This is a genomic window from Archangium violaceum Cb vi76 (assembly GCF_000733295.1).
Taxonomy (GTDB): Bacteria; Myxococcota; Myxococcia; order Myxococcales; family Myxococcaceae; genus Archangium; species Archangium violaceum.
The window spans coordinates 69,835-89,563 of sequence record NZ_JPMI01000394.1 but is presented as its reverse complement, the minus strand read 5'-3'; the positions used below and the strand labels follow the sequence as shown (position 1 = coordinate 89,563).

The following is a 19,729-nucleotide window of genomic DNA, read 5'->3' as shown; positions in this document are numbered from 1 at the left end:
CGTTTCCCGCGGAGGGGCCGTACCACCCGGCAGGCTCTTCATCATGACTGGACCTCGCGCGTCCCGGGCCCCGGGCCCTGGGACGTGGAAATCTCCCGGCGCACGGTGTCCGTCAGGACCTGAAGGTCCACCGGCTTGTCCAGGAAGGCTCTCACCCCCAACCGCCGCGCGGCCTCACGCGTCGCGTCATCCACGAAGGCCGACAGGAGGACCACCGGGCAGAACAGCCCGGCCGCCTGCGCCCGGGTGAGCACGTCCAGCCCGGTGAGCCCCGGCATCCGCACATCCGACAGGATGAGATCCGGCGGCAGCAGCGGACCGCCACACACCTGCGTCAGCGACACGTAGTCGGACAGCTCGAAGCCATCCTCCAGCGCGACCACCCCGTAACCCGCCCTCGCCAGGGTCAACGTCAGGAGCGAGCGCAACTCGGTATCGTCCTCGGCCAGCAGGATGCGCGGCGGGTGGGGTTCCGAGGGAGGGGAAGACATCACGGCACACCACCCAGGCGGAGAGGGAACTCCCTCCTCAAGCAGGGTCCGTGCCAACGGGCTCCCCCCTCTCACGAGAGCCATCCGTCCGGGAGCCGGGCCGGGACATTCTGCCCCACGGGGGCACTCTGCCCCGGGCCGCCCCGCGTCGAGCACCCATCATCTCCTTCCAGCGCCCCCCCTCATGACCCGAGCACGGCACCCCGACAGGCGATATCCAGGGAGCTCCCCGGATGGGAGCGGGCCGGCCCCCATCCGCTTCACCCCTGGAGAGTCACGCTTGAGCTCGAGCACCAACCGTCACGACCTGTGGGCGCCGGAGACGCGCGCCAACCCCCTGCCCGTCTACGCCCGCATGCGGCAGGAAGCCCCCTTCGTCCGGCTGATCGACCCCTACTACAAGCACCCCATCTGGGTGGCGACCCGCTACAAGGACGCGGTGGAGCTGATGCGCGACCCGCGCTTCACCAAGGACATCCGCAAGCTGCCCGAAAACTCGCCGGCCAGGCAGAATCGCGTTGGCGAGAACGCGGTCTTCAACCAGCACATGCTCTCGGCGGATCCGCCGGATCACACGCGCCTGCGCACGCTGGTGTCCAAGGCCTTCACCCCGCGCCGCGTCGAGGAACTGCGCCCGCGCATCACCGCCATCTCCCAACGCCTGCTGGACGCCGTGCAGGCCAAGGGCTCCATGGACCTGCTCGACGCCTACGCCTTCCCCCTGCCGGTGACGGTCATCGCCGAGATGCTCGGCGTGCCCCAGGAGGACCAGGACCAGTTCCGCGAGTGGACGAACATCGTCGTCAACCCGCCCCTGGATGGGAACATGGAGAACATCCGCAAGGCCGGCATGCAGTTCGCCCAGTACTTCCAGGGCATGATGGCCAGGCGCCGGACCGAGCCTCGGGATGATCTGCTCAGCGCCCTGCTGGCGGTGGAGGAGCAGGGAGACCGGCTCACGCCCGCCGAGCTCATCAGCATGCTCTTCCTGCTGCTGGTGGCGGGCCACGAGACGACGGTGAACCTCATCGGCAATGGCGTCTGGGCGCTGCTCAACCACCCGGAGCAGCTGGAGCGGCTGCGCGCCAACCCCGCCCTCATCGACTCCGCGGTGGAGGAGATGCTGCGCTTCCGCGGCCCGGTGGAGACCAGCACCCAGCGCTGGGCCACGGAGGAGCTCGAGTTCCGCGGCCAGGTGATTCCCGCCGGCGAGAGCGTGGTGGCCTCGCTGCTGGCGGCCGACCATGACCCCGAGCACTTCCCCGAGCCGGAGCGCTTCGACATCACCCGCGAGCCCAACCGGCACATCGCCTTCGGCTTCGGCATCCACTTCTGCCTGGGCGCGCCCCTGGCCCGGCTCGAGGGCACCATCGCCATCAACCTGCTGCTGGAGCGGATGCCCCGGCTGCGCTTCGCGGAAGACCCAGCCCGGCTGCGCTGGCGCGACGGCATCCTCGTCAACGGCCTGCAGCAGCTGCCCGTGGCCTTCTGAGCGCACGCCTTCCGGGCACCCCCCAGGGGAGGTTCATGCGAGGATGGGTGGCGCATGAACATCCCCTGTCCCCACTGCCAACGGCCCATCACCCCCGGAGCCACGACGTGTCCGGGCTGTGGCACCTCCCTGCTCCGGGACGCCACCCCGGGCAGCGCCGAGCCCACGTGCGCCTACCACCCCCACCGCGTGAGCCTGGCCATCTGCGACCGCTGCGGCTCCTTCGCCTGCGCCGAGTGCCTGCGGCTCAACTCGCGCCACGAGGTGGTGTGCCAGCGCTGCCATGCGCTCGAGAACGACACGCCCCTGCCGTGGGATGAGCGCGAGGAGCTGGGCACGTTCACCGCCTGGTGGAAGACGCTGGTGAGCGTGATGCTCCACCCGAGCGTCTTCTCCACCGCCCGTCCCCACGGCGGCGCCGGCGAGTCCCTGCTGTTCGCGGCGCTGTGCACCGTGCCCAGCTGCTTCATGGGAGGCCTCTCCTATATGGGCATCCTCGCCGCCGCGCCCTTCCTGCTCCCCGAGGAGGCCCGGTCCACGGGGAACATCCCCGTGTGGGTGGGCCCCCTCATGTTCGTGGCCCTGATGATCCTGGGCCCGCTGTTCTCCGTGGCCTACACCGTCATCCAGGCGGGGCTCGACCACCTCGTGCTGAGGATGGGCGGCGTCACCCGGGACTACCAGGTGACGCTCCGGGCCAACGCCCTCTCCCAGGCGCCCTGGGTGCTCGGCGCGGTGCCATGCATCGGCCCCTACGTGGCACCTGTCTGGATGATGGTGGCCCGCGTCCATGCCTACCGCGGGCTGCACCAGACGAGCTGGGGCGTGGCGGTGGTGGGATGCCTGGCCGTGCCCCTGCTCTCCTGCTGCCTGTGCGGCGGCTTCTACATCTTCCTGTTCAGCATGATGAGCGGCCTCCGTGGCCTCAACTGAGCCGCCCCCCGCTCAGAGGGCGTAGGAGGCGTAGCAGCTGCCCACCGGGCCCGCGCCCGTGAGGGGAGCGCTCGGAGCCGAGAGCCACGCGCCCTCGGCGCCGCACTGGTGCCACTGGGAATCCCCGCTGGACTGCACGCACGTGCGCGCCGGCACCGAGCGGCCCAGCGTGGCGGACGAGCAATACGGCCAGGACGCCGTGCAGTTGGTGGGCTTGGTGGTGGTGCCCGCCGTGAAGGTGCCGTCGGCCTGGCACTGCCGCCAGATGGCGTCCGAGGAGCTCTGCACGCACACGCCCACGGCCACGTTCGCATCCACCGTGCCCGAGTAGCACGTGACGGTGCTGCCGCCGGTGCCCCAGTTGTACTCGCCCTTGAACTGGTTGTACTTCACCGCCACCAGCGACGAGCCGCCAATGTCGTTCCGGCCGCACTGGATGGCGTACGCGCCCACCCAGGGGGTGTACGTGTAGAGCGCCGCGGTGGCCTTGTTGGCCGGCCTCACCGAGCACGGGTCGGACGTGCTCTTCGTCACGCCCGGCTTCCACCCGGAGATGGTGGCCCGGCCCGCGTCCAGGTCGGTGAGGTAGCCGCGCAGCTTCTTGGCCGAGCACTCGATCTGCTTGCCGAAGCCCGCGTAGGAGGTGCTGCACCCGCCGCTGTCCGGGCAGCCACAGCCCGTGGCCTTGGCCAGGTTGGTGGAGGTGCCGCTGGTGATGAGGCTCGACTCCGTCTGGATGCGCGCCAGCATGTACAGCGGGCTGATGGTCTGCAGCTTGGACTGCTCCACGATGAGCGTCGCCGCCGTCTTGTTGCTCCAGGCCGGATCCTTGTAGGTGGCCAGGTACGAGCCCTTCTGCTGCAGGAAGGCCTGCACCTGCGCGACGGTAATCCACTGGCCGCCGGTGATGTCCGTGTCCTCGAGCAACCGGTGCATGTCGTACTCGGTCGTGGCCGGCTCGAGCACCTGGCCCGTGAGCTCGTCCACCACCACCTCGTCCTCGGACGGACCGCAGCCCACGGCCAACAGGGCGGGCAACAACAACAACGTGTAGCGCAGCTTCATCGCGTGCCTCGGGTATGGCCGCGGAACCGGAGGGGGAGTCCCGGCTCCACGGCGGGGGGGAGGACGCCTCTTAGCATCAGGAAATGTCACATTTCCTGATTTTCTTGGATATTGGAAGAATCCAACAATCGCATCTGGCCCGGGGACACTCCCTCCGTGTGGCACGCGGACATACCGTGCGGGGGCGGAAACGCGCCCGGAGAGAGCCATGCGCAAACCATCCAGGCCCACCGGGAAGCCGGGTTCGAGCATCGCCCACCGGCTGCTGGCGCGAGAGCGGAGGTACCTGGAGAGGGCCCGCGCGAGGCGTTCCGGCGGCGCGAAACGGAAGAAGCCGGCCCCGGCGGAGCCCCGGTTCGTCAGCGAGCGGAGGGATTTGTGCGGCCTGGCCCTCTCGGGCGGAGGCATGCGCAGCGCGACGTTCAACCTGGGACTGTTGCAGGGCCTGCACCAGTTGGGGTTGCTGGAGATGTTCGACTACCTCGCCACCGTCTCCGGGGGAGGGTACATCGGTGGCTTCTGGACGGCGTGGCGGCACTACCACGGCAAGCGGGCCGGACAGGCCCATGCCACTGGGAAGGGCCCCGAGCTCTTTCCCACCACCACCCAGGGCTCTCGCGGGGCGAAGCTCCCCGAGGTCAGCCACCTGCGGGAGTTCAGCAACTTCCTCAATCCCCGGCTGGGCCTGACGAGCCTCGACACGGGGCGGATGATCGTCGCGACCCTGAGCGCCGTCCTCCCCGCGCTCCTCGCGGCGCTCTCGCTCCTCATCCTGGCGCCCCTGCTCTGGCAACTGCTCGCCCGGCTCCTGCTCGTCGAGTGGTCGCCCTGGCACGGGGCACCGCCCGTGGCACTGCCCATCTCGTATGCGCTGCTGTTCCTGATGACGGGTGGAGCGCTCTGCCTCTTCGAAGGGCTGCTCGCCCGGGAGTACGAGCAGGTGCGGCTCGCCCGGAACATCCCGCGGCCCCGCCAGGAGGACGCCGAGGACGTGGAGTTCCGGAGGCCCGGCTACTACCTCCCCACCGCCCTGCTGGCGACGGGAGCCACGTTGTTGCTCTGGTGGGGGCTCGTCCACCTCTACCATGACGGGCCCGGCACGAGGTTCGAAGGCCCCTGGCCGCGGCCGGTGATGCACACCGGCTACCTGGATCCACTCTACGTGTTCCTGCCCTCCCTGGCCTGGTTGGGGAGCATCGTGCTGCTGGTGATCCTCCGGTGGTTCGGCTCGCGCTTCACGACCGAGTGGATGCAGCGCACGAAGCTGGCCGCGGACGAGCGCGTCATCAGCCAACTGCTGCTGCTGGCGGTGGTCTGGACGTTCTTCGCGGCGCTCTGGGTGGCCGGGGGGTGGCTGCACGGGCTCATCCTCGAGAGCGGAAACCCGGCCGGTGCCTACGCGAGTCTGGCGGGAATCGTGACCACGCTCACGGCCCTGCTCGCCAAGGCCCATCAGTTCCTCGGGCGGCGGACGAGCAGACCGGTCAGCCCCGGCCTGAAGGATCGCCTGAAGGCCCACCTCCCCAAGCTCCTGGGGTACGTGACGCTGACGCTGGTGGGGCTGGGACTCGTCCTGCTCATCCGCGCGGCGGAGCACGGGGGGTGGCTGCTCGGGCTCCAGGTGGGAGCGCTGACCCTCACGGTGCTCACGCTGTTCCTCTTCGATCCCAACCTGGTGGGGCTGCACGTCTTCTACCGCGGCCGCATCGCGCGGACCTTCATCGGCGCGGCGCACGGAGAGGGCCCGGGCCAGACCGAGCCCCACACGAAGGATGACCTGCCCCTGGACTGGCTGAAGCCACGGCCCGGACCCCTCCATCTCATCTGCTGCGCGGCGAACGATCTCTCCTCGGCGGACCCCATGGCCAGCCTCTACCGGGGAGCCGACAGCGCGGTGCTCTCCAGCGTGGGTTTCTCCGTGGGCAAGGAGTGGAAGAGCTGGAAGAAGCTGCGCGAGGAGGGGGGCACGGTGCCCACGCTGGCGGCGGCGATGACGGCCTCCGGAGCGGCCTTCAACTCGCACATGGGCGCGGTGTCCATGCGGCTGGGGCGCGCGGTCACCTTCCTGATGACCGCCTTCAACCTCCGGCTGGGCCTCTGGAGCCCCCACCCCACCCGGGCCCACCGGCGGTGGTACGAGCGCCTCTTCGTGGGACTGCCCTTCTACAAGGAGCTGCTCGGACAGTCCCGGGCGCGCAGCCGGGACGTGCTGCTGTCGGACGGCGGCCACTTCGAGAACCTGGCGCTCTACGAGCTGGTGCGCCGCCACTGCCGGTTCATCCTGGTCTCCGACTGCGGCATGGACTCGGACACCACGTTCGACGACTTCGCCAATGCCGTGCGGCGCGTGCGCGAGGACTTCGGGGTGGAGCTGCGCATCGACGTCTCGCCCCTGCGCGCCGGAGAGGGAGGACTGTCGCGCCAGCCCATCGTCGTGGGGGAAATCGAATACCCGGACGGGGATACCGGGGTGCTGTTGTTGCTCAAACCCACGCTGATGGGGAACGAGCCCCCCGACATCGGGCAGTACAAGGCGCGCAACGCGGACTTCCCGCATGAGACGACGGGGGACCAGTTCTACGACGAGGCGCAGTGGGAGGCCTACCGCCGGTTGGGCGAGCACGCCGCGCTCACGGCCTTCCGCCCCCTGCGTGAGGCCACGGAGCGGAGCAAGGAGCGGGCGGCGCAGCTCTTCGCCCGGGCCCGCTACGATTGGATGCCCGTGCCCGAGGGCTACCAGGAGCGCTACTCGCGCTTCGTGGCGCGCGCCGCCGAGCTCGATGCGCTGCTGCAACGTCAGGAGTCCCGGAAGCTCTTCCGGGAAGTCTTCAAGGAAATCAACGAGCTGGACCGGGAAGCCAAAGAACAGGCGCGGATGCGCGAGGGAGTGCTGCGCAAGGTGTGGCCAAGGTTCAAACCGGGAGGCGGAAACGGCCACCCGGAGGAGTTCAACCCCACCCCTCAGGAGCTATCCGAGGCGCTCCACATCCTGCGGCTCGCGCTGCTCTTCATGGAGGAGGTGTTCCTCTCCGAGAACCTCTCCACCCACTACAACCACCCGGCCTACCAGGGGTTGATGAACTACTTCGCGCGCTGGGCCTACTCGGCGCTCTTCCGGGCCTGGTGGCCCCTGCTGAAGACCCAGTACTCGTCACGCTTCACCTACTTCCTGGAGAAGCGCTTCAACCTCCCGCCCCTGGACCAGGAGGACATCGGGCGGCTCTCCCGGGAGGAGCATGGCTTCGCGATGTCCTGCTGGAGATACCAGGGAGGCCGGTTCGCCCGGGATGAAACCCCCGAGGACACGCCCACCCCGGGGCAGGTTCCCCTCGAGCGGCTCATCTCCTACCAGCTCAAGATGCCCTGTGAGGGAGAGCCCCAGTACTTCATCCAGGCCGCCCAGCTCATCGCGCGCACGCACCACTCGGACGGCAAGCCGCTGCTCTGGGATGCGGACGGCAGCGGGGGCAGGCTGGTGATGGTGTGGCAGGGCGACGACTTCTACGTGCCGCCCGGGCTGTGGGGCGCCGGCATCCGCGAGGACTTCCTGCGACGCATCACCACGAGCCAGGAGCCGCACGACACCTTTGGCATCTCGAGCGGGACCCTGATGGCGGTGCGGATCCTCGTGGACCGGGAAGCCTCGGCCGCCCGGAGGCACCGGTGGGCGGAGGATGTGCAGTTCTACCGCTCCCACGGCTTCGAGGAGCCCGGGCCCGAGCTGGCGGAGTGGCTCAACACGGACATCGAGGATGAGCTCAAACACGACTCCGCCCTGCGCTGGCACAGGAGGGAGGACGTGTACTGGCTGCCGTACTGGCTGGTGCGGACCTACGAGCCCGAGAAGGAAGCCTCGCGGCCCCCGGAGCACCCTCCCGAGCGGGAAGGCGTGACCCTGCAGTAGGCCGCGCCAGCACCGGGGCGGCTAACGCCCCATGCGGCGGCGGGCGCGCTCACGAGCGGACTCGAGCGCCGAGTCCACGCTCCGCTCCTCGCGAGGCTTCGTCTCGGGCGAGGCCGGGGCTTCCGGAGCCGGGCCCGTTCCGGCCGCGGGCTTGCTCGAGGGCCGAGGCGAGACGGAGGGAGCTGGCATGCCCGGCACCGCCACGGTGGCCGGGGTGGAGGCGGCCACCGCGCGCCGGAGCCTCGGGCCCGACAGGAAGCGGCGCACCACCACCTCCACCAGCAACACCCCCACCGCCAGCGCCACCCACCAGGGCGCCAACGCCACGCGGCCCTCGGACTCGGGCGCCTCCGCGAAGAGGCCCGTCATGGAGAGCCGCTCCAGGCCTCCGCCCACGGCCGCCACCCCGCGCAACACCTCCAGGCCCTCCTGGGCACTGCCGGGCTCGAACTCGGGCGCGTAGGGCAGCGTCACCGGAGGTGCCCGCAGCACCCGCGTGCCCAGCTTCACCACCGGGTGCCACGTGCCGCTGCCCGGCAGCGTGTACTCGGCCGCCACCCGGTCCTCGTCCTCCCAGCGCATGGGCAGCTCCACCGGCGCGCCCCGCCCGTCTCCCGGCAGCAGCACCAGCGAGGGCAGCGCGCCCGGCAGGGCCTCTCCCGGCGCGAAGTCCAGCGTCACCCGCAGCAGGTTGCCCCGCCGCTCCGAGCGCGCCACCGCCTCGCCCGCCTCGCCCGCGCCCCCCATGCTCCAACGCACCATGCCCTCCAGCGCCGCGCGCAGGCCGCTCCAGGTGCGCAGCTCGCCGGTGAATTCGCCATCCACCTCCGCCATGAAGGCCACCACCCGCCCCGAGCCGCGCGGCCACAACGCCAGCACCGGCGCCGCGTTGTCATCCAGCGTCCGCATCGCCACGCTCGCGCGCGGCCGCAGGTACGTGAGGTTGTAGCCACCCACCTGGGGCAGCCCCAGCGACGGCAGCCTGCCGAGCAACGGCAGGTCCGGCGCCGCCTCCAGTGAGGCGGGCTCGTCCACGAAGGTGGCCCGCGCCACGGCGATGGTCTCCTGGCTGAAGATGCGCGGCAGGCTCATCGCGTCCTCGGCGAAGTAGATGCGGCCTCCGCCCCTCGTGGCGATCTCCTCGAGCAGCGCCGCGTCCGAATCCTTCTCCGAGCCCAGGCCGATGACGGACACCGTCACCTTCTGGCCCTGCAGCTCCGAGAGCGTCCTCAGGAAATCGTCCGGCTCCTCCGAGTCCGCCGCGTCCGAGAAGAGCAGCACATGCCGCGTGAGCTTGTCGCTGCGCAGAATCTGTTCGCGGCCCGCCCGCAGCGCCTCGCCCACGTAGATGCCGCCTCCGCCGCTGAAGCCGCGCGACACCGCGTCCAGCGGCAGCCCGTTCTCCACGGGGCTCATCGGGAAGACTTCGTGCACCTCGGTGTCCACCATGTGCACGGACACCTCGTCCTTCTCGTTGAGCAGGGTGAGCGCGCCCACCACGCCCTCGGCGGCCAGTTCCATCTTCGTGCGTCCGTCCGGCACGGTGGCGCCCATGGAGCAGCTGCAATCCATCAGCACGCTCATGGCCAGGGCCGTGCGGCGCTGCTCCTCGCGCATCTCCAGCGACACGGGCAGCAACGGCTCCACCGGCGAGCGGCGGTAACCGCCCTCGCCGAAGCTGGAGCGGCCACCCGTCATCACCAGCCCTCCCCCGGCCTGCTCCACGTACGAGGCCAACACGTTCAGCGCGGGCTCGCCGAGCTGGTTCGCGTCCACGTTCTCCAGCACCACCGTCCCCACGCCGTCCAGGGCATCGAGCGTCACGGGGAAGGGCGCGCGCACCTCCAGCAGCAACCCCGCCGAGCGCAGCGCCCGGGCCAGCGAGCCCTCCGGCTGCGCGGTGAGCAGCAGCACCCGGGGAGGCCCCTCCACCCGCAGCACCGCCTGCCCCACGTCGTTCTCCACCACCCCGTCGCCAGGCGCCACCACCGTCAGCCGGTAGGCCACGAGGCCCGGCTCCTCCACCAGGTCGCGGAAGGGCAGCAGGTTGGGCCCGGCCTGGAAGTCGAAGGGCCCCTTCACCAGCACACGGCCATTGCGCTCCAGGCGCACCGTTCCAGAGACGGGCGCCGAGGCCACCACCACCCCGGTCATCTGGAAGGGCTCGTGCGCCCTCACCGCGGCCGGCACGTCCAGCGAGAGCACGGCGAGGTCGAGCGGGGAGTCCTCGCGCACCACCTGGCGGAAGTCCACGGCGATGCCCCGCGCCGCCAGCCGCCGTGCCGCGCCCCGAGCGTCCGCGCCAGTGGCCCGTCCGTCGGACACCACCAGCACCCGGCCCGTGCGGCCCGGAGGAATGAGGGCCCCCGCCGCGTCCAGCGCCGCCGACAGGTCCGAGGCCTCCGTGTCCACCGGCCGGGTGAAACCGCCGAAGCGTCCCGCCTCCGACAGCGGCTGCTCCACCCGGGCCTCACGGCCGAAGGAGAGGACGCCCACCCTGTCACCGGTGCGCCGCTGTGTCTCCAGCAGGCCCACCAGCTCCGAGGCCACGCGCCCCGCGTCGGCCGGCATGGAGCGCGAGCGGTCCACCACCACCACCACGTCACTGCCCGCGTGGCGCAGCACCCACTCGGGGCCGGCCAGCGCGCCCACCACGAGCAGCAACAGCGCCCACCGCAGGGCCATGGGAGGACCGGGCCGCTGGCCTCGCTTCCACAGGAAGAGGCCCAGCGGGACGAGGAGCACCAGCGCCTGCGGCAGGGAGAAGCTCATTCGGGAGGGAACCGGCCTCGCTCACGGAGGACGCCGCGCCATGCTACCCACCCGGCCCTGGCCACGCTAGGGCACGTCCACCGCGCGCCCCCCGAACGGTGGATCCGCCTGGATGGCCTGGGCCAGGCGCTCCGCGAAGGCCCGGCCCTCCCGGGCGTAGGCGGCCGTCTCGTTCGCATCCAGCCGCACCCGCACCGCCGACATCGCGATGCCGCCGACCACCACCTCGATGATCAGCGCACCGCTCCGGTCGCGCAACAGCCTGTAGAGGAGCGGGCTCTGGAGCAGGACTTCTTCGTCGCTCAACGGATTTCCTCGACCCGGGCCTGCGCGACCGGGGCGTTGATCACCATCACCTCCGGCACCCCTCCCGACGTGAAGCCGCCGAACTTGAAGCAATCCGTGTCCTCGGCGCTGGTGCACTTCCACACGCCCGGATCGCTGTCGACGGGCAGACGCACGCAGACCCCGCTCGCATCGAGGTCGAGCGTCATCATCCGCAGCGTCCCCTCGAAGTTCTTGGCCGGCAGGCCGAGCGCCTTGCCGAGCACCGCGGGGTCATGCGTGCCGTCCTTCATCGAGTCCTGGACGGCCTTCTGGATGACGCTCGCCGGCGCCGCGAACAGGTAGCAGCCGGTGTCGTTGCAGCGGCCAAAGTTCTTCGCGTTCGTCTGGACGACGAACGTCTGGTAGGCGCTGTCCTTCATCAGCCACGACACCTGACGGCCGGGGAACTTCTCGGCGATGTGCTTCTCGATGGTGTAGGGGCTGGCGCGCTGATCCGCCTCCCGGGAGAGCTGGGCCTGCGTGGCATCGCACCGCGCGATGAGCGGCTCGGGGGCCGGAGTGGTGGGGGGGGCGGAAGGGGTGGTGACACAACCGGACGCGACCAGGACCCAGAACAGCGCGACAATCTTCTTCATGGCGACCTCACCAGGGCAGCGAGAAGAGGCGCAGCGTAGACGATCTGGAGTCCAAGGTCTGTCGCTCTACACCCAGGGGCCGCCTCAAGACAGGCGCGTCCCCCCCGGCGGCGGCATGGCGGGAGCGGTAGATGAGCGCGCGAGGAAGCCGCGAACCAGCGGACGAGCCGCCGGATCTCCGCGATTTCTTCATAGCTGATGGGCATCGCTCGCTCCGCTACGTGGGAGCCTCCCTCGTACAATGAAGAAGAGAGAGGCTCACTTCACCTCGGTGCGCCGCGTGATGTGGAAATCCGCCATCAGCGCCGCCAGCAGCACCAGCAGCGGCCAGCGCGCCCGTCCGGGAGCGGCGCCGCCCGCCTCGTCATCCCCCTGCGCCTGCGCGGGCCTGTCGCCCTCGCCCCGCCCACGCAGGTCCGACTCGCGGGCATCCAACGGCAGCACCTCCACCGCGTCCACCGGCTCGCCGTCCCGCTCCAGCGAGTAGCGGCCGGGCACCGCGGGAGGCGGCAGGCTCAACGCCCCCGCGCCGAAGAGGGGCCGCGTGCCCTCCGGGCCCTCCAGCGCGTAGCGCGCGCCCGGCCGCGTCACCACCGCCAGGGCCTCGCCGAGCGAGAGCTGCCGCCGGGGGAAGCCCTCCTGCGAGCGCCGCACCTCGCGCAACAGGTTGCCCAGCAGCACCGGCCACGCGGGCGTGCGCTGCACGTTGGAGCGCGACAGGTCCACGTTGAGGTGCACCTGCCCCTCCGCCTCGGAGAGCAGCACCACCGTGCCCGCCGTCATCAGGGGCCGGCCCGGAGGAGGCTCGGCACCGGCCGCCCAGCGCACGCCGCCCAGTTGCACGTCATCCAGCAGCGGGTGTCCCTTCTCCGCGAAGAAGGGGCCCACGAAGGTGCGCACGGCGCCGCCCACGCCCACCGTCAACCGCGCGTCCGAGCCCCGGGGGCCCACCACGAGTGCCCCCTCTCCGGGCCCCTGCTCCACACCCGGCGACACCGCGAGGAAGCGCTCCAGCGCCGAGCGTGCCGGCGCGTCCAATCCCTCGGCCAGCGCCACGCGCACCCGCCGCTCCGGGGCGGGAGGGAGGCGGGCCTCGCCGTCCTCGGGCAGCGCGTCCGGCGGCAGGGACACCTCCACGTCTCCCGCGTTCTCGAAGGTGAAGCGCAGCGTGGCCGCGCCCTCCTCGGGCAGCCGCACCCGCTCGCGCCGCTCGGTGCCTTCCTTCGCCCCCGGGCCGGGCCGGGCCACCGCGCGCACCTCCGTCTCCTCGGGCCCCGTGCCGAAACGCGCCACCCGCAGCGTCACCGTGGCCGTGGAGCCCTCGTCCCCGCGCCACGCGGACACCAGCGCCACGTTGTCCCGAGGGGCGCCCAACGCCGTCCACCGCACCGCCGCGGGCACGGCCACGCCCTCCGTGGGCGGAGCATCGGTGAGGAAGTGCACGCGCCGTCCCGGGCCCGCCAGCTCCTGGGCCCACAGCAGCGTGGGTGCCACGTCATGGTCCGCGCCCAGGGCCCGGAAGGACTCCAGCGCGGCCAGTGCGCGCGAGGGCTCCGCCTCCGGCCCCGCCAGCACGCGCGGCACCGTGCCACTGGCCAGCACCGTCACGCTCGTGGCCTTCTCCTCCTCCACGCGCCGGGCCGCCTCCGCGCGCACCTTCTCCAACACGGGGCGTCCGTCCGCGCCGCGCGCCGACATCGAGAGGCCACCGTCCACCACCAGCACCACGTGCCGCGTCCGGGCCTCCTCGCCCAGGCGCACGTCCGCGAGGAAGAGGGCCGCGGCCACCACCGCCAGCGCCTCCAGCAGCAGCGAGGCCTCGCGGGTGAAGCGCTCCAAGCGCGGGCCGGCCTCGGCGCGGTGGCGGGGCGTGCGCCAGAGGAAGAGGGCACTCACCACCACCGGCTTCTGCTTGCGCCGCAGGAAGTACGCCGCCACCAGCGGTGCGAGCGCCCCCAGCGCCAGCAGTCCCCAGGGAAAGCCGAAGCTCATGCCACCCCCGCCGGGAGGAACAGGGGCCGCAGCGCTCCGGCCACCAGCGTGCGCAGGGCCTGGGGCGCGGGAGCCACCAGGTGCACCGCCCGGGCCCTCGCCGCCGCGGCCCCGAGTGCCTTCTGGTGCTCGGCGAAGCGCCGGGCGTAGGCCGCCAGCACCTCTTCCGTGAGGAGCTCCTCCAGCGCCGCGCCGCTCTCCGCGTCCACCAACCGCGCGCCCTCGCCGCCCGTGGGCTCCAGGTCCTCCGCGTCCAGCACCTGCACCAGGAAGAGGACCGCGGCCCCCTGCGCCAGCCGCGACACCAGGGCCGGCAGCGGCGCCTCGAAGAGGAAGTCGCTCACCACCACGCGCAGCCCGCACGGGCGCAGCGGAGGCAGACGTCCGAGCGCGGCGTGGAGCGCATCCTTCGCATCGAAGGTGGCGGAGCGCAGGGCGGAGCGGCACACCTGGCCCTGGACGCGCTCGGGGCGCGCGCCGCCCACCAGCAACGTGGGGCTGAGTCCCTGGTGGGCCCCCACCTCCGTGGCCAGCAACGCCAGCTCGCGCGCGCACCCGGCCTTGCGCGGCGACAGCGCCATGCTACGCGAGCCGTCCAGCAGCACCTCCAGGCGCGGGGACACCTCGTCCTGGCGCACGCGCAGAATCAGCTCGCCGGTGCGCGCCACCGCGTTCCAGTCCATCTGCCGCAGGTCGTCTCCCGGCTGGTACGCGCGGAAGTCATGCAGCTCCAGCGAGGAGCCGGCCGAGGCCGCGCGCACCTCGCCCACCCGGCCGCGCTGAGGCGTCCGCGGCAGGGCCAGCGCGAGGCCCGGGGCCAGCCGGGCCACCTCCGCCTCGTCGAAGTCCAGGGCGGTGCTCATGAGGCGGCGTGGGCCCGGCGCTCGCGCTCGACGAGGGCCCGGTCCGCGGCGAAGGCGGTGAGCACGGCCACCAACCACACGCAGGCGAGCAGCCCCAGGTTCATCTTCGGCTCGTCCAGCGAGTGGTTGTAGTCGTTGAAGTTGCCCATCCCGACGAAGGGGTTGAGCAGGTTGAAGAGCGGGTCATCCACGCGCTGGTCGAAGAGGACGGCCAGCAGCGGCAGCAGCGCACCGGCCAGGCCCGACAACGAGAAGAAGAGGACGCGCATCACGGCCGGGGAGGCGAGCCTGTCCGATTGCGGCAGGCGCCCCACCACCAGCGGCAGCGACAGATAGAAGAGCGTGTAGGCCGGCGCGGCGAGCACCCCGAGCAGATGGGCCATGTCGGAGCCGCGGCCACCCGCGGACATGGAGAGGAACCCCAGGCACAGCCCCGTCCAGCCGAGCATCAGCACCACGACGAGCCGGAAGCCTCGCACCGCGCCCGGACGCAGGAGGCTCCAGGGACGGGTGTGGGCGCGCAACGCCCGGGCCTGGCCATCCACGTCCGTGGCCACGAAGATGCCGGTGATGGCCAGGTGCAAACACCCCAGGACGCTCGCCCCCGAGGCCGCGCCCGCCGGTGGGGCATCCCATAGCCACAGGCCCAGCAGCAACACGCCGGTGAGCACCAGCTGCAGGGTGAGCGCCAGCCGGGGGCCCCACGTGTAGTTCTCCGTGGCCAGCGACAGGCGCGCGGCGGCCGTCTCGAAGAGCAACCACCCGTAGGAGAGCATCGCCCAGAGGCAGGCGCCCGTGGCGATGAGGAAGCCCTCCTCGCGCGAGACGGAGCGGTAGCCCTGCTCGCTCAGGAAGAAGGCGGCGATCAGCCCGTACATCACCGCCATGCCCAGGGAGCCCAACAGGACGAGGTGCACCAGGGCGCGCCCGATGCGGCCGTCGGCGAGCGTGGCGGCGCACACCGCCACCACCGTGAGGAAGAAGAGCCAGCTGGCGCCCAGCACGAGCACCAGGAGGATGGTCGGCAGATCGATGCCGTTGAGGTAGTAGCTGAAGAGGAGGAAGGGCCCCACGGCGGAGGCGTACAGCGCGGCCTGCACCAGGAAGGAGGCCACCTTGCCGCGGAGAATCCTCCGGGGCCCCAGGCCGGTGAGGATGAGCAGCACCCACGTCTCGTCCTCGCGCTCGCGCGCCAGCGAGCGGTAGGCGCTGTAGGGGATGATGAAGAAGTGCACCATCGCCAGGCAGACGTAGAAGCCGAAGAAGAAGCCCTGGCCCTTGGTGGAGAGCGCGCCTTCCCGCGTGCTGACATAGGCCACCATGGAGAGGATGAAGCAGGACAGCAGCATCAGCCCGAAGCTCACCCAGAAGACGCGCGAGCGCAGGCCCTGGCGCACCTCCTTCACCACCAGCGGGTTGAGCCTGTCTCCCAGCCGCTCCAACAGTCCGCGCCGGGCCTCCTCGCGCGGGGCGGTGCCCGCGGTGTCCGTGGCGAGCGCGCTCACGCCACCCTCCCCTTCGTCACGTGCATGAACGCATCCTCCAGGTTGCGCTCGCGGTGGCTGAAGGCGCACACCGGCACGCCCGCCCCCACCAGCGCCGCCAGCACCCGCGCCGCCGACTCGTCCACCCACTGGCCCGCGGCGCCGCCCTCGTGCTCCAACCGCACCCGCAGCGCGTCGCCCTCGCGCGCCACCTGCTTCACCCGGGGCTGCTCCAGCAGCAACCGCTCGGCGCGCGCCCACACCGCCTCGCCCTCCTCGCCCGGGAAGAGGCGCACCAGCAACTCCGCCACCGCCGTCCCCGTGGCCTGCGCGAGGATGTCCGCCACCCGGCCCGTGGCCAGCAGCCGGCCCTGCTCGATGATGGCGCAGGTGTCACAGATTTCCGCCAGCTCGGTGAGGATGTGGCTGGAGATGAGCACCGCCTTGCCCTGGTCCGCGAGCGCGCGCAGCAGCTCGCGCAATTCAATCCGGGCACGCGGATCCAAGCCGTCCGCCGGCTCGTCGAGGATGAGCAGCTTCGGCTCGTGCAGCAGCGTGCGCCCGAGCGCCACGCGCTGCTTCATGCCCTTGGAGAGCGCACTGGTGAGCTTCTCCTGGAGGGGCACCAGCCCGGTGAACTCCATCACCGAGGCCACGCGCCGGGCCCGCTCCCTTCCGTGGAGGCCGTAGGCGCGAGCGAAGAAGTCGAGGAACTCGAAGACGGTGACGTCGTCATAGGTGCCGTAGCGGTCCGGCATGTAGCCGATGAGCGGCCGCACCTTGTCCGGGGTGTCCACCAGCGAGTGCCCATCCAGCATCACCTGGCCCGCGTTGGGCGTGTCCAGCGTGGCCAGTATCCGCATGGTGGTGCTCTTGCCGGCGCCATTGGGCCCGATGAAGCCCAGGATGGTGCCCGCCTCCAGCTCGAAGGACACATCGTCCACCGCGCGCAAGGCGCCGTAGTCGCGCCGCAGCCCCTTCACCTCCAACAGGCTCATGGTCCGTCCACCCTTCCCCGTATGAAATGCACGCCCTCGTGCAGCTCCACCGGGAGCGCCGACGAGGGCAGCAATCCCGGTCCCTCCAGCTTCGCGGCGAAACCGCCCTCCGGCAGCGGCTCGGACAACGAGGGCCAGGACACACGGGAGAAGCGGCGCCGCGCGAGCACGGAGAAATCCGCCACGCTGGAGAAGGACACCTTGTCCACGGAGGCGGACGCCAGGGTGGCCTCGCCCTCGGCGCCGTCCGCGAGCTCCGGCAACTGCCATAGCTTGCCGCCGAGCCGCACGTAGCCCGACGCCAGCGGGGCGCCGAGCGCGTTCTGCACACGCAACCCCTCGCCCTCGCGGCGCACGGAGAGCCGGGCCCGTGAGGGCAGCGCCGCCACCTCGCCCCATTCGCGGTAGGTACGCGAGGGCAGGAAGCTCCCCGTCACCGCCATGCCATTCGTCCAGTCCGCCTCCGTGGCCTGTGACTCCCAGTCCAGATCCGGTCCGATCAGCGCGGCCTGCGCCGGGAGGTGCAGGCCCTCCGGCTCCAGGTGGGCGTAGTAGCCACCGAGGCCCACCATCAGCGCCCGGTCCCGGTCCCGGTCCAGCCAGATGAGGCTGTAGCGGGAGGCGTGGATGGCGAAGCCCTCCACGAGCACGGACCAGGCGACGATGGCCAGACACGTGGCGAGCGCCACCGAGGGCACGGCGATGAGCAGCGCCACGGGGCCCTTGCGCCGGGCGAGCATGAGGCCCCCGGGCCCCACCGCCAGCACGAAGAGGGTGATGAGGAGCAGGAAGCGACCCACCGGCGCCTGGACTCCGGGCAGCAGCGGCACCTCGCCATCGTTCAGCAGGTGGTGGTTGCTGAAGGGCCCCCGCTGCCAGCTCGGTGGAGGCCCGAAGGGAGTGATGACGCCCACGTGGCCCACCCCCGACTCCTCCATGAGACGCACGTCGGTAAGCAGCCCCTCGCCGCACTCCCGCGGCTGGCCGCACACCCGCACCCAGCCGAAACCGTAGGGGAGCACGCCCATGGGCGTCTGGGTGAGCAGCGGCAGCCGCGCCGCCACGTCCCGCGGAGGGCGGAGGAGGACCAGGTAGCCGCCCGTGGCGGCGTAGGCCTCGAGCGCGCTCCAGACATCCGCCGGCAGCGCGGTGACGTCCCCGGCCACCATCACCATCCGGTGGCCCACGTAGAGGGCGAGCTCACGCGGCGCGTCCTGCTGCGGGATGAAGCGGACCGCCAGCCGCGCCTTGTCCTTCACGCGGGGCAGCTTCGTGCCGGACTGGAAGGCCTCCTCCGAGCCCAGCACGAGCACCGGCTGGCCCGCCGGCTCCACCGAGTAGAAGTGGAAGGGTTGGATGGAGCTGCCCGGGCTGTTCACGCGCACCAGTCCACCCTCCGCGGTGCTGGGCACGGGCATCCAGGCGGAGAGCCGCTGGCGGGGACCCACCTCCACCTGCCGCGTGGTCACCTGGGCACGGCCCAGCCGCTGCGACTCGACGCGGATGCTCACGGAACGCGAGGTGGCAGCCGGGTTGAAGAGCACCACCTCCAGCGGGATGTAGCCGCCCGGGGGGCGCAGCACGCTGTTGACCACCGTGACCTTCAGGCCCCCCTCGGAGACCTCCACGGGCTGGCCCGGCACCTCCAGATAGCCGGGAGACCAATCCTCTTCACCCTCCTCGGAGTCCACCTCGGCGGTGGCGGGCTCCACCTCGGCGGTGGCGGGCTCCATCACCACCGCCGTGGGCTCGGTGGCCACCGCGAGCATGGGGAACACCCCCAGCAGCAGGGCGAGGAGCGCGGCGGGAAGACGCTCACGCACGGGGCACCTCGGGGACGGCCTGGAGCAGGGCGCGCACCACGTCCAGGGCGCCCACCTTCTCCAGCGAGGCCTCGTAGGCGAGCACCAGGCGATGGTTGAGGACGGCGGGGGCGGCGGCCACCACCTCGTCGAAGCCCATGTTGGGCTTGCCCCGCATCAACGCGAGCGCCCGTCCGGCCGAGGCCAACGCCAGCGCGGCGCGAGGGCTGGCCCCATAGCGCACGAAGCGGCGCACCGGCTCCGGCGCAGCCGGGGCGCGTGGGTCGCTCGCCTCCACCAGCCGGCCGATGAAGTCCGCCACCGGCACGGGCAGGTGCACCCGATCCACCGCGGCGAAGAGCGAGGCGAGGCCCTCGGCGTCCGTCGCTCGTGGCAGCACGGGCGGAGTACCGCGCACGCGCGTGGTGAGCAGGGTGGCGAGCGTCCTGGCGCCCACGGGAGGCACCTGGACGCGGAAGAGGAAGCGGTCCAGTTGCGCCTCGGGCAGCGGGTAGGTGCCCTCCAGCTCGATGGGGTTCTGGGTGGCGAGCACGAAGAAGGGCTCGGGCAGCGGGCGCGTCTGGCCGAGCACCGTCACGCTGCGCTCCTGCATGGCCTCCAGCAGCGCGGACTGCGTCTTGGGGCTGGAGCGGTTGATTTCGTCCGCGAGCACCACGTTGGCGAAGAGGGGCCCCTCGCGGAAGGTGAAGTCACGGCGCCCCTCGCCCTCGAGGATGTAGGTACCGGTGATGTCGCCGGGCAGCAGGTCCGGGGTGAACTGGATGCGGCGGAAGGGCAGCCCGAGCAGCCGCGCGAGCGCCTTGCACAGCTCCGTCTTGCCCAGGCCCGGCAGGCCCTCCAGCAACACGTGACCGCGCGCGAGCACCGCCGCCGTCACCTGCTCCACCACCTGCGTCTGGTCGAGCAGCACCTGATTCAGCCCCTTCTGGAGCTGCGCCACCCTCTCCGCCGCGCCCTGCACCTCGGCGGGGCTCAACAGTTCCGACACG

The 19,729-nt window shown here is 71.6% G+C and carries 14 protein-coding genes; 3 read left to right on the top strand and 11 right to left on the bottom strand.

Annotated features, from left to right (window positions below; translation table 11 throughout):
* Positions 1-41: 41 nt before the first annotated feature.
* Positions 42-491, bottom strand: a complete 450-nt coding sequence (locus Q664_RS48985) for a response regulator (RefSeq protein WP_052519662.1) — start codon at positions 489-491, stop codon at positions 42-44.
* A 280-nt stretch (positions 492-771) separates the two neighbouring features.
* On the opposite strand from Q664_RS48985, the gene Q664_RS48980 reads away from it, so the two are divergent.
* A complete protein-coding gene (locus Q664_RS48980) occupies positions 772-1,983 on the top strand; it encodes a cytochrome P450 family protein (RefSeq protein WP_043413627.1) in 1,212 nt (403 codons plus the stop codon).
* 54 nt (positions 1,984-2,037) lie between these two features.
* Positions 2,038-2,916 (top strand): zinc-ribbon domain-containing protein, encoded by an 879-nt coding sequence (locus Q664_RS48975; protein WP_043413625.1) that lies wholly within the window; start codon positions 2,038-2,040, stop codon positions 2,914-2,916.
* A 12-nt stretch (positions 2,917-2,928) separates the two neighbouring features.
* Here the strand turns inward: Q664_RS48975 and Q664_RS48970 are convergent, their stop codons facing one another.
* Complete coding sequence (locus Q664_RS48970) at positions 2,929-3,981, bottom strand: hypothetical protein (RefSeq protein WP_043413622.1); 1,053 nt, start codon at positions 3,979-3,981, stop codon at positions 2,929-2,931.
* A 208-nt stretch (positions 3,982-4,189) separates the two neighbouring features.
* Between Q664_RS48970 and Q664_RS60360 the strand changes: the two genes are divergently transcribed.
* Positions 4,190-7,885, top strand: a complete 3,696-nt coding sequence (locus Q664_RS60360) for a patatin-like phospholipase family protein (RefSeq protein WP_043413621.1) — start codon at positions 4,190-4,192, stop codon at positions 7,883-7,885.
* 21 nt (positions 7,886-7,906) lie between these two features.
* On the opposite strand, the gene Q664_RS48960 is transcribed toward Q664_RS60360, so the two are convergent.
* The 9 genes from Q664_RS48960 to Q664_RS48920 form a co-directional block, all read right to left on the bottom strand.
* Positions 7,907-10,657 carry a VWA domain-containing protein gene (locus Q664_RS48960; RefSeq protein WP_043413619.1) on the bottom strand — a complete coding sequence of 917 codons (2,751 nt, stop codon included), beginning with the start codon at positions 10,655-10,657 and terminating at the stop codon, positions 7,907-7,909.
* 66 nt (positions 10,658-10,723) lie between these two features.
* Positions 10,724-10,963 (bottom strand): hypothetical protein, encoded by a 240-nt coding sequence (locus Q664_RS48955; protein WP_043413615.1) that lies wholly within the window; start codon positions 10,961-10,963, stop codon positions 10,724-10,726.
* Positions 10,960-11,580: a hypothetical protein gene (locus Q664_RS48950; RefSeq protein WP_043413613.1), complete on the bottom strand. Its 621-nt coding sequence runs from the start codon at positions 11,578-11,580 to the stop codon at positions 10,960-10,962. Before Q664_RS48950 ends, Q664_RS48955 begins: the two co-directional genes overlap by 4 nt.
* Before the next feature lie 258 nt (positions 11,581-11,838).
* A complete protein-coding gene (locus Q664_RS48945; RefSeq protein WP_043413611.1) occupies positions 11,839-13,572 on the bottom strand; it encodes a vWA domain-containing protein in 1,734 nt (577 codons plus the stop codon).
* Positions 13,569-14,435 carry a DUF58 domain-containing protein gene (locus Q664_RS48940; protein WP_043413608.1) on the bottom strand — a complete coding sequence of 289 codons (867 nt, stop codon included), beginning with the start codon at positions 14,433-14,435 and terminating at the stop codon, positions 13,569-13,571. The genes Q664_RS48945 and Q664_RS48940 overlap by 4 nt, the downstream gene beginning before the upstream one ends.
* The gene (locus tag Q664_RS48935) at positions 14,432-15,940 is read right to left on the bottom strand and encodes an ABC transporter permease (RefSeq protein WP_052519661.1); all 1,509 of its coding nucleotides are present in this window, start codon (positions 15,938-15,940) and stop codon (positions 14,432-14,434) included. The genes Q664_RS48940 and Q664_RS48935 overlap by 4 nt, the downstream gene beginning before the upstream one ends.
* Positions 15,937-16,917: an ABC transporter ATP-binding protein gene (locus Q664_RS48930; RefSeq protein ID WP_043413606.1), complete on the bottom strand. Its 981-nt coding sequence runs from the start codon at positions 16,915-16,917 to the stop codon at positions 15,937-15,939. Before Q664_RS48930 ends, Q664_RS48935 begins: the two co-directional genes overlap by 4 nt.
* Positions 16,914-18,740, bottom strand: a complete 1,827-nt coding sequence (locus tag Q664_RS48925; protein ID WP_052519660.1) for a hypothetical protein — start codon at positions 18,738-18,740, stop codon at positions 16,914-16,916. Before Q664_RS48925 ends, Q664_RS48930 begins: the two co-directional genes overlap by 4 nt.
* Positions 18,733-19,728 (bottom strand): AAA family ATPase, encoded by a 996-nt coding sequence (locus Q664_RS48920; protein ID WP_052519659.1) that lies wholly within the window; start codon positions 19,726-19,728, stop codon positions 18,733-18,735. The genes Q664_RS48925 and Q664_RS48920 overlap by 8 nt, the downstream gene beginning before the upstream one ends.
* Between the last annotated feature and the right edge of the window lies 1 nt (position 19,729).